Source organism: Pedobacter sp. 01T416_2 (assembly GCF_056398925.1).
The window spans coordinates 1-11,556 of the sequence record NZ_JBFTQI010000087.1; the positions used below are offsets into that span (position 1 = coordinate 1).

General features: G+C 38.0%; 8 protein-coding genes. All 8 read left to right on the forward strand.

Annotated features, from left to right (window positions below; genetic code table 11):
- A partial coding sequence (locus AC1DPQ_RS05780; protein WP_477608357.1) for a SusC/RagA family TonB-linked outer membrane protein occupies positions 1-1,805 on the forward strand: 1,805 nt, incomplete at its 5' end.
- Positions 1,806-1,839: 34 nt separating this feature from the next.
- On the forward strand, positions 1,840-3,345 hold the full coding sequence (locus tag AC1DPQ_RS05785) for a RagB/SusD family nutrient uptake outer membrane protein (RefSeq protein WP_477608359.1): 1,506 nt from the start codon (positions 1,840-1,842) through the stop codon (positions 3,343-3,345).
- An 11-nt stretch (positions 3,346-3,356) separates the two neighbouring features.
- Entirely contained in the window at positions 3,357-4,466 is a 1,110-nt protein-coding gene (locus tag AC1DPQ_RS05790; protein WP_477608361.1) for a fasciclin domain-containing protein, read from the forward strand.
- A 35-nt stretch (positions 4,467-4,501) separates the two neighbouring features.
- A complete protein-coding gene (locus AC1DPQ_RS05795) occupies positions 4,502-5,593 on the forward strand; it encodes a DUF5007 domain-containing protein (RefSeq protein ID WP_477608363.1) in 1,092 nt (363 codons plus the stop codon).
- Positions 5,594-5,614: 21 nt separating this feature from the next.
- Entirely contained in the window at positions 5,615-8,761 is a 3,147-nt protein-coding gene (locus AC1DPQ_RS05800) for a SusC/RagA family TonB-linked outer membrane protein (RefSeq protein WP_477608365.1), read from the forward strand.
- A gap of 11 nt (positions 8,762-8,772) precedes the next feature.
- Positions 8,773-10,293 (forward strand): RagB/SusD family nutrient uptake outer membrane protein, encoded by a 1,521-nt coding sequence (locus tag AC1DPQ_RS05805; RefSeq protein ID WP_477580365.1) that lies wholly within the window; start codon positions 8,773-8,775, stop codon positions 10,291-10,293.
- A 19-nt stretch (positions 10,294-10,312) separates the two neighbouring features.
- Complete coding sequence (locus tag AC1DPQ_RS05810) at positions 10,313-11,056, forward strand: hypothetical protein (protein WP_477580367.1); 744 nt, start codon at positions 10,313-10,315, stop codon at positions 11,054-11,056.
- Between the two features lie 34 nt (positions 11,057-11,090).
- The coding region (locus AC1DPQ_RS05815; protein WP_477608367.1) for a DUF5008 domain-containing protein at positions 11,091-11,556 on the forward strand (466 nt) is incomplete at its 3' end.

The window sequence follows — 11,556 nt, forward strand, 5'->3', positions numbered from 1 at the left end:
GGGGTATAGAGATGTTTTCTATGCCAGAACGCTTTTGCAGGGAAACAGTTATGCATCCAATTATTATGGCGGGGTATAGAGATGTTTTCTATGCCAGAACGCTTTTGCAGGGAAACAGTTATGCATCCAATTATTATGGCTTTAGCCAAAGATTAATGGTGGATAACAAAGTGACTTACGATTTGAATCTGAATAAGGTTCATGATTTTCATTTTGCGTTAGGACAAACAATGCAATGGGATATCTATAAATATAGTAATGCTTATGCCTATAAAGGTGTTAACGATTATATTAAAATTAACTTATTGGATTCTAAACCAATAAACGATAACGGAAGTGTTAACGGTGGTTATTTAACGCCAGTTGCCTTTCCAAGAGAGTTGACTTATCGGTTTTTAGATAAAACAGAAGATAACTTATTGTCTTTCTATGGAAAAGCCGATTACTCATTTAGCAATAAATACTTCATATCGGCAATATTACGTTTAGATGGCTCTTCAAATGCACAACCAACAAGCCGTTGGTTTTATTCGCCAACTATTTCTGCAGCTTGGAATATCAAAAACGAATTTTTGAAAGATAACAGCTTGGTTGATGATTTAGTATTGCGTGCAAGTGTTGGTAGAATGGGGCGCACTTTTAGTTACGATAATTATACACAGGGGCCACAATATACAGCCTCAGTTGGCTATACCGGTAACTTAACGGTGCCTGGATATAATGCATTCGGTGTTTTAACACGTCCTTATCAATTTGGTTGGGTAGGTTATGGTGTACCTTGGTCGTACTCAGATCAACTTAATGTTGCTGCCGATGTGGCGATGTTGAAAAACCGTCTTCACGTTTCTGTTGAACTTTATAGCAAAACCGATAAAAACCAATTAATTGGTATCCCTGCTTATGCTGAATATGGTTATAAACAATCTATCGAAAGCGGAATGTCTGTTAACAACATGGGAATCGATTTTACAGTGAATGCTCAGATAATCGCAAAAAGTAAATTCTCATGGAATTCGGCCTTAAACTTTAATCACAACGCTAACGAATTGAAAGCATTGCCAAGAGGATTAGATCAGTTGGTAGTAGGTAACAGATTTTTAAAAGTTGGCGAGCCGGTGGATCAATATTGGTTATTGGAGAATAATGGCATTTATACTTCAGATGCTGATGTGCCAGTGGCTAATGGACAAAAATTAAAATATAAGGGAATTGTTTTAAAGGCCGGTGATCCACGTTGGAAAGACCAAAACGGTGATAATACTATTGATGATAACGATAAAGTATTAAAAGGCCATTCATTACCGACCCTTGCAGGTGGTTTCGATAACAATTTTAGATATGGCAATTGGAGCCTGGCTACGAGTTTCTACTTTAATTTAGGAAGAAAGCTAATCAACCAGGAGATGGCTAACCATTTTGATTTTGTTAACCGCGAAGGCAATACAGATATCAATTCTGTTAAAGAAATTACCTTCTGGGAGAAACGTGGCGATTATTCGAAATATCCTCTTTACAATCCTTGGAGTACGGTAATCCCATACCGTGCAGATCAGGATCTTTTTTTAGAGAATGCTTCATTCTTAAAATTAAGACAGGTTTCATTAGGTTACGAACTGGGTAATCTGCTCAATAAGAAGAACATTAAAATTAACAAATTCTTCGTATACGGTGCAGTGAGTAATATTTTCACCATCACGCCTTACACCGGTCAAGATCCTGAACTGGTTAGCTACGACGGCGTTGATACGGGTTATGGCCAACCCATTCCGAGAACATATACCCTAGGTGTTAAAATGGAGCTATAAGATGAAAACAAGAACTAACAAAACATCAAGTAAGATGAAAAATATATTATACATACTTCTGGTTTCTATAATTGCCTTTTCGAGTTGTAATAAGGCTTTAGAAACCGATTCTACCAGGGTTGTAGGCGAAAAAAATGCCTGGAATACAGTAGAGGATGCCCGATCGGGAATTTTGGGGGTTTATGCTTTAACACGGGCTGCTTTATCAGATAACAACAGTCACTGGATTTATGGTGATGTGAGAACGGGAGAATTTTTAAGTCCAAAAAGACAGGATTTAAAGGCTGTAATTGGCAACAATTTAAATGCGGCATATCCCGTAATGGAGGCCTTATCTGATTGGACCAGGTTTTACGCCATTGTAAACGGCGCCAATGTTTTCTTGGAAAATATTGGGCATGTAAAAGAAACAGATAAACGATACACAAGCAATAACATGACCGTGGATATTGCGCAAGCCAGGTTTTTAAGGGCTTTTGCCTATTTCTACATGGTGAGAATCTGGGGCGATGTACCATTTATTACCTCTTCAGACGAAGGTAAATTTACCAATAAACCCCGCGAAAGCCAGGCTAGGATTTTAGCATGGGCCGAACAGGAAATTTTAAAAGCAGCAGCTGATCTGCCATTTATTTACAGTGGTGGTGATGTGCAGCAGCCAACTGATTATTACAATGAAAGTTCGGGAAGATGGGGTGGTGCTTTGGCAACAAAAGTTACGGCATATGCTGTTTTAGCTCATTTGGCAGCTTGGAATGGCGATTATACCAACGTTTCTAAATATGCCAAATTTGTTGAAGATAATTATGGCAGAAGTTCAGGTGGTTTTACAGGAAGTGCTGATTTGTCAAATTCCAATGGATTTTTCTACAATAAGAACACCAGGCAGATGTTCGGTTTTAACTCCGATTATGGCCATGTGGATGGTTCATCTACCGGGCATATTGAAGAGTTAACTTTAGCGGAACCGGTTATGACTAAGTCAGTTCCAGACATTTATCTTCCGAAAGATTCAATTCTTAAATATTTCAATATTGCAAAAGATCAAAGGTTTGCGGTTGATACTTTAGGACAGGCAAAATATGATGGAAGATATTTTACCAACCTAAACGGTAAGTATCCCATTTTCAGCAAAATCAAAGTGATCCAGGGCGGTGGTACCGATCCAAACTTCAGGTATTYTACCAGTGCTTTGGTTTTTACCCGCTTAGAAGATATCGTGTTATTAAGAGCAGAAGCGCTTTCAGTTTTGGGCGACCAACAGGGGGCTGTAAGTGAACTACTTTCTGTGATGGTGAGAAGATATGATGAAGGATTTTCTATAAATATAAACGACGTAATTAAATTAATCTTCGAAGAGCGCCACCGCGAATTGTTGGGTGAAGGCTCAAGGTGGTATGATTTGATCCGTTACAACAAGATCAAACAGAACGACGCCAAATTTATGAATCTCATTAATTCTGGCGGAATTTACTGGCCTATATCAAGAAAGCTGATTGCTCAAAATAGTTTATTAACCCAAAATGCTTACTGGCGCTAATGATAACGAATATGAAAAATTCAATAAAATATATGGGCGCGCTGGCAATCTTATCGTTGCTAACGCTAATTAATTCTGCCTGCAAGAAGAATGGAGGGTTTTACGATGCGCCAGATCAGAATGTAACCTTTGCCGGCAATACTTACGATTATTTGAAAAGCAAACCAGGTGTTTTCGATTCGCTTATTGTAGCGATTGACAGGATGGGTTTGAAAAAAACATTAACCGATAGTAATGTTACGCTATTTGCAGTAAGCAATCCAAGCTTCCAATTGGCTTTACGGAACTTAAATACGTTAAGAAAACTATCTGATAAAGATCCACTTTTTTTGGCCAATATTGATGCCGTTCAGTTAGATACGATGACCTCGTACTACATTATTAGAGGTAAGAAAACAACCGATTCATTAAAACTTCAAGATGGTTTAGACTTGAAAAGTGTACATATTGGTTATCCAATGCATGCGAGTGTAACCAAAATATCGGCTTCTGGTCAGGTTGGTGCCGGACCGGAGGTTATTAATTTCGATAATACCAAAAAAAGCAAATTCGTTCGCAACTGGGCAACCAGTACAACATCATCAAATAACATTAAAACCAAAAATGGGGTCGTACACGTTATCAGTGCCGATCACGTATTTGGCTTTAACGAATTCGTTACCCGGTTAACTTTTGTACCACCACCACCAAACCTTTACCTTGAAATTGGCGGTATATTTTCATCAAACCGCGAAAATGGTGGAGGTATAACCAGTGGGGAAAATTCGAGAAAAGTAATCGATGGTGATGATCACACTAAATTTCTGGCCGACTTACAAGGCGAACTATGGATGAGGTTTGAGCTTAAAACACCTGCTGTTTCATCCGTATATACCTTAACATCTGCAAATGATGCCAACGAAAGAGATCCAAAAGCATGGACTTATGAAGGCTCGATGGATGGTTCAAGCTGGGTAGAATTGGATAGAAGGTCTAACTTCTTCTTTGAAGAAAGATATCAGCAAAAAGTATTTAGGTGTACAAATACGGTTGCCTACAAATTTTACCGCGTTGTTATTACCGAGCTCAGAAACAGTGGTACATTCCAGTTGGCTGAGTTTACCATAAACAAAACGAAATAGTGATGCGAAATAGAAACATTAAAATAAATAGCCCGATGAAATCGATCATATATAAATATTTTGCGCTCCTTTTACTTGCTGTAACCCTTTGCAGTAGCTGTAAAAAGGTTTTCGATTTACCCGATGAGAAAGATTATATCAGTAATAATGTGAATTTTAGCAATAAAATTCTGGAGCCAATAATTGGAAGAACCAATCTTATCGGTGGCTTTAATAGCGATAACTCAACCAATCCTATTACGTTCGAAATTGTAAACGTTAGGTTTGGAGATGGAAAGCCCGTGAGCGATCTTTTTACAACCGCGCCAACTTACGTATGGACAGCCCCTTATACCGGTTTGGAAAAAAGCCTGGCTGAAATTGAGGCCAAAAGAAAAATCGAAACACATCCAATATTTGAAATACGTTCATCAGGTGAATTCATCTTATGGCCATCAGCAACCAACCAGATATTAAAACCCCGTCCGATTGATAGTACCAACTTTTCTCAGGATACACGGTTTTTTGATGTAAAGGTTAAAAATACCGGTGGCGAGCGCCTGATCAGAGATTTTCAGATCAGACCTTTTAGAGAGCGCCCTTACGAACCATCGAATGATTTTAATGCTTATACAGGTTTGCCTGCCCCTGATCCGAAATTTCCGTTAGACAAAAAACTGAGAGATTACATCCGTCCTTATCTGAATAATGTTATCGGTGCTACTTCTAATTTAAACCTGGTGAGCAACAATGATAAAAAGGATGCAATTGTTTACATCCGTCCACTAACCTCAGGAGGTAATGGACATTCGTTACGCATTGTGGTTTTGGGTAAAGATTCTTTACCAATCGATCCTAAGTTTTTCAATGAAACGGTTTGGGATAAAATGATCCATGGTTTCAATATCCAAAAAACCGATAAATATGTTMAGTATGATGTTGCTTATCCAATTCCATTGGTAGAAATCCCTACATCTTATGCTAAAGGCGGATCRAGGGCAAAAGCAGAGTTGAGTTACTCCCGGATTGGTTTTGGGGGTGCGCGCACGGTGGCCAATTTCGGTGTCGATTTCGCTATTTATAAGGCTGGCGACTGGGAAATCGTCTTTTATTTCAAAAATGAGAACCCAAAATTTGCTAACGAATAGTTAATCAATAAAGCTAATATTATGAAAAGAAATATACTTTTATATACATTACTTATTGTATGTATAATATGTGGTACAAATGCCTATTCGCAAGAAAAAAATATTATTGTAAATGGCAGGGTTCTGGATAAAGATACCAAACAGGGGGTGCCAGGCGTATCTGTTATTCTGCAAAGCACAAATAAAGGCTTAACGCAAACAAATGGCGATGGAAAGTTTTCGGTTAACGTACCTGTTGGAGGAACACTTTTATTTAAATTTTTAGGATACAATACCTCATCAGTTAAAATTACCAATCAAACCAATATCACAGTAACCATTAGCGAGGATCGTAAAGATTTGAGTGAGATTATTATTGTAGCTTATCAAAACAGGCCAAAGGAAACTTCTACTGGCTCTTCAACTTCACTCTCAGCTAAAGATGTAGCAGATGTTCCTGTATCAAATATTGAAACCCTTTTACAGGGTAAAGTACCGGGGTTAAATATCCAAAACAATACTGGTGCCCCTGGTTTTAGGGGATCGGTACAGCTTCGTGGTTTATCAAGCTTAAGTATTTCGGGTAGTGGTAACGATTCATTTTTACAACCTACATCGCCATTGTATATTATTGATGGTGTGCCTTTAGATGCAGATAAGGCAGCAGAGTTTGGTTTTCAAACGCAAGGTCCTGGGGTAAGTCCGCTTTCGCTAATCCCTCAGGAGGACATCGAAAATATCCAAATCCTGAAAGATGCACAGGCAACTTCCATGTATGGATCCAGAGGTGCTTATGGGGTAATCATCATTACCACAAAAAGAGGTAATTCTAAAGTGCCGCGTATTAAATATGTAACGAACTTTTTCGTTAATGCTCCGCCTAAATTACGCGAAACATTAGGAGGTAATTCAGAACGCCAATTAAAAATTCAGCAAATTATTTTAAACGCAGAGACCATTAATCAGATCAGGGGAATTAGCAATACACCTTTTCTTGCCGATAGTTTAAATGCGTACTATAATAACTCTACCGATTGGCAGGATGTATTTTATCAAACTACCTTTAACCAAAGTCATAACCTGGCTTTAGATGGTGGCGACCAAAAATTTAATTACAAAGCCAATATGGGTTATTATGCCGAAAAAGGTGTAATTAAAAACACGGGTTATAACCGTTACAATTTAAACATGAACATGGAGTTTAAACCGAACGATAAATTTAGATTTTTCGGTTTCGTTAATGGTTCGGTAGGTAAGCAGAATAAAGGTAACGGTGCAGGCTTACTTCAATCCGGTGTAGCTTCAAACGGTCAGGCGTCAACACTTTTGCCTCCTCCGTCTTTTTATCAGGCATCTGGTGGGGTATTATCTGCTTTGCAAACGCTAAACGATAATAATTCCAGAAATTTAAGAGCAAATATCGATGCCCGTTACGAATTTATACCAGGTTTCGCAGCATCTTCTACCTTGAGTTATGATTATACCTCAGATACTGAAACTACATTTACACCAGCTGCGGCCAATGGATCATTTGCGAAACTTTATGATTATAATGGCAGAAATTTCCAGTTATATAATAGAAATGCAATCACCTACGCCAAAACATTAGGTGAAAAGCATAATTTCTTTATCAATACATTTAACGAAATTTATAAACAAGGTTCCCAATCATCAATAAGCCGGCAGGAAAGAATTCCAAACGATCAGCTTCAGGGGCCAGTAGGGTTCGATGGTTATTACTCAAGAGGTGGCGGGGTTTTAAGTAGCTATAAAAATGCTACAATTGCCTCTTTCGCTGGATCGCTGTCTTACGATTACGACAAAAAATACGTAGCCGAGTTCTCTTACCGTTTAGATGGTACCTCATCAAGCGGTTTGGAAAATCCATATTCTAAAAACTCTTCAATAGGTTTAAGATGGAATTTCAACAAAGAAAACTGGTTGACCGATCAAAAATGGTTAGACTATGGTAGTTTAAGGTTAACGTGGGGCCAAAATATTGTGCCAACAGGTAATCTTCAAAGTATTTATGGTATTTATAACCTAAATGGAAATTACAACAATACGCAAACCATTGGTATCAATTACGATTTAATTCCAAATCCGGCCTTAAAGCCAACCACTACAAGCCAGTATAACCTTGGTTTCGACATTGGTTTCTTAAACAGATTTTCGATCGTTGTGGATAGTTATTTTAAAAAGGTAGATAATTTATTGTTCGATCGTATTTTATCAAATATTACAGGTTTTAATAAACTATCGAGTAACGATTTGGGTATCGCCAACTATGGTACCGAGATTAGCTTAAATGTAAAAGCCATTACCAGCAAGGATTTCGATTTATCTTTTTCGATAAACGGTGCTTATAACCGCGATGTGCTGTTAAAATTGCCTGAAGAGTATAATGGGCAATATATCCGCTTTGATGGTTCTGGTTATCTGCAGCATAATGTTTTCCGAGTAGGCAGAAATACCCTATCAAACTATTTAAGAATTAACCAAGGGGTTTACAAAACAGATGCGGATGTACCTGTAGATCCGGTTACCGGAAAAAGATACCAAACAAATAATACGTTCTTTTACGGAGGAGACCCGATCTTAARGGATGTAAATGGCGATTATATTCTGGATGGCAGAGATTACGAAATTACCGGAAACTCACAACCATTGTTAACAGGTGGTTTATCGTTCACCGTGAGGTATAAAAAATGGGGCCTAAACATGTACGCCAGTTATACAGCCGATAGAACAATCTTAAATAATGCGCTTGCAGATCGTATTGCCATCATGAGAGATCCTTATGCACTAAATGCTGTAGTACCATTAGGCGATTTAAATATCTGGCAGAAACCTGGCGATGTTGCTAAATATCCATACCCTTATGATTTTAGCCGTTATGGAAATATTCAACCATTAAGAGCCGATCAAACCTTATGGCAGGAAACGGGTACGTATCTGAAAATTAACAACTTAACGCTTTCTTATATGTTCGATAAGAAGTTGATACGCAGATTCGGACTGGCTAATTTAAGGATATTTGGTTCTACCAATAACTTAATTACATTTTCTAAGTATAGTGGCCCTAATCCAGAAAACGTAACCGCATTAGGTCGCGATATTTCTAACGGATATCCTGTACCACGTACTTATAATATAGGTTTAAACTTAGAACTTAATACAGGCAACTAAAAATATTTATTATGAAAAAAGTTATCATTTATACTTTAGTTATTGCAGCATCCTTTTGCTTGCCTGCATGTAAAAAGTTTTTAAACGTACAACCATTAGATAAGTTGACTGGAAATAATTTTTTCCAATCCAAAGAGGATGTTGTTGCTAACATTTATGATCTATCGAGGATTGTTTTTAGCAAAATTAATGAAACACATTATGTTGGTGCGGTTGGAGAATACAGATCGGGCGAGGTATTGCACGAAAGCCAGTCTGACAATGCCGCATCCCGCGAATATGTGGAGTTCTTAGGTCGAAATGATCTATTAAACCTGATCAGAAGAGGGCAGCCTTGGGACTATTATAATTTTGATAGAATAACAGATTGGACCGGTTATTACAGGGCAATTCAAGGTGCCAATATCTTGATCGCGAAATTAGATGAGGGTGTTCCAGGTGTTACTGAAACAGAAAAAGGACAGTTTAAGGCCGAAGCCGCATTTATTCGCTCACTTTGCTACTTTACCATGGTGCGGTTATTTGGCGATGTAGTGTATTATACTGATGCATTTCATTCTACACCCTTACCCCGCGAAAATTTTGTATCCGTATTAAATAAATGTATTGCCGATTTAAATAGTTATAAAAATCAAATTCCATTTACCTATAGCGATCCTGCTTTAAAAGGCGTTCGGGCAAGTAGAGGCAGCATCATTGCCTTAATGATGGAGATGAATATGTGGAACGCAGGCTTTGACGGCGCTAACGCAAGAAAATATTATCAGGCTACTGCAGATCTGGGTAAGGAATTGGTTGCAAGTAATGCCTATCGGTTATTGCCACTTTCAGACTGGTCCACAGTGATCAAGGGGCGTTCGGATGAAAGCTTATTCGAATTTTATCAAAGTATAAATTATGGAGATGCCGTATTGAATGTTGCACCAATTGCCGATATGTTTTTGCACTACCCATACAAAAGACCCGAATATACCCACCGCGTAAGTTTTGCTTATTACAGGGGCGAATATATGCAGAAACTTTTTCAGGATGGAGGCGACAAAAGGATCACAACCTGGTTTAATGAAGATATTTTTGCCGACAATGGCAAGTTCATGTTATTAAAATATGCAAAGAACTCATTCATTGTAGGTGAGGAAGATGCCAATCCGGATAATACCTTTATGATTTTTAGATATGGTGGAGAACTCCTGCTGGCGGCAGAAGCGCTTGCAAATATAGATGAAAATACAGAAGCCATAAAACTGGTAAATATGGTAAGAGGCCGTGCTGGCGCATCTCCATATACATCTTCAAATGGAGATCTTAAAGAATTTATTTTTTACGAACGTTCAAGAGAACTTATCGGTGAGGGGCACCACTACTTCGATTTGGTTAGAACGAAGAGAATTTTAAATAGTCAGTATTCTTACAACGTGCTTACATCTGATAAATTTAGTCGTGGTGCCTGGACCTGGCCAATTAGCTCGGGTGCGCTAAACAACAACCCATTTATGAAATTGAATGATTATTGGGTTAACGGTGGTAATTAATTATTATAACAAAAGATATATGAAAAAGCTAATTTTTGCTTGTGCTGCTGTACTGCTGATATTAAATGCTTGTAAACGCGATGAGTATTACCGTGATGGAGGCTTGGCTAATCCTAACTTTGAAGGCAATATGCTTCAATATTTACAGGCTAAAAAAGTACCTTTTGATACCATAGCCAAAATTGTAAAGCTGGCGGGTATGGAAGGCACCTTTTCTAATGAGGACTTTACTTTTTTTGCACCCGATGATGATGTAATCAAAAGAACAATTGGAACAATTAGAACAGATGGTGGGTTAAATAATTTTCTTTTTTACGCAGGAAAAGATACCGTTAAAACACTGGATCAGATTAGTCCGTTAATTTGGAGGAAATATCTGCAGCGCTACATGTTTAAAGGTGTGAACAGATTAAAAGACTATCAGCAAATAGATTTTGATGTTAAAAGTGTTTATCCGGGTGGTTTGTATTATTCTCTTGGTGGTAATATCTCAAACATCGGTGTAACCTATGCTACTGCCAACAACATCAAATATATTGGTTACCGCCAATTGGTTTTAACTTACATTCCAGATGCCTCAAAACCGAATGATAATTGGTACATCAATAAGGTATCATCATCTGATATAAAACCCACCAACGGTGTAGTACATGCTTTGGCCTTTAACGATTTGATAGGTGGTGCTTATTTTGGATTTAACCGAAGTGATTTTTTTAGTGATGTGTATTATAGCGGGTTATTGCCTTCTGATTCTTCGAAATAAAATCACATCTGGTGTTACCTCAAGAAATTAAACGATGAAAAAAATTAAATTAATATTCGCAATAATCACTTTGATTGCTTTTAGCTTTCAAGGATGTAAAAAGGCAGATGATGTGATCCCTGATCCTTATGCTGATGCTAAATCACCCTTAGGTGTGGCCATTTCGCAAACTGATGTACCTGTTCCTACTGTTGGAATTGTAGGTACATCTGTAGTCATCAAAGCTGCAGGCTTTGATAAATATAAAAATCAATTAACCTTTATGTTTAACGGCGAAAAGGCTGAGGTAGTTAGTGTAACTGCCACAGAGATTACGGTTAAAGTTCCAGAAACCGGAAGTACGGGTGTAACATCAATCGCCATTGGCGACCAGTTATTTATTGGTCCAACCTTTACCGTAACGGGGCTGATTCAGATCGACCCTACTTTCAAAGCTATAGCAGGTACCAACGGTTATGTAAGTCAGGTATACGAAATGCTTGATGGAAGGAACATTGTGG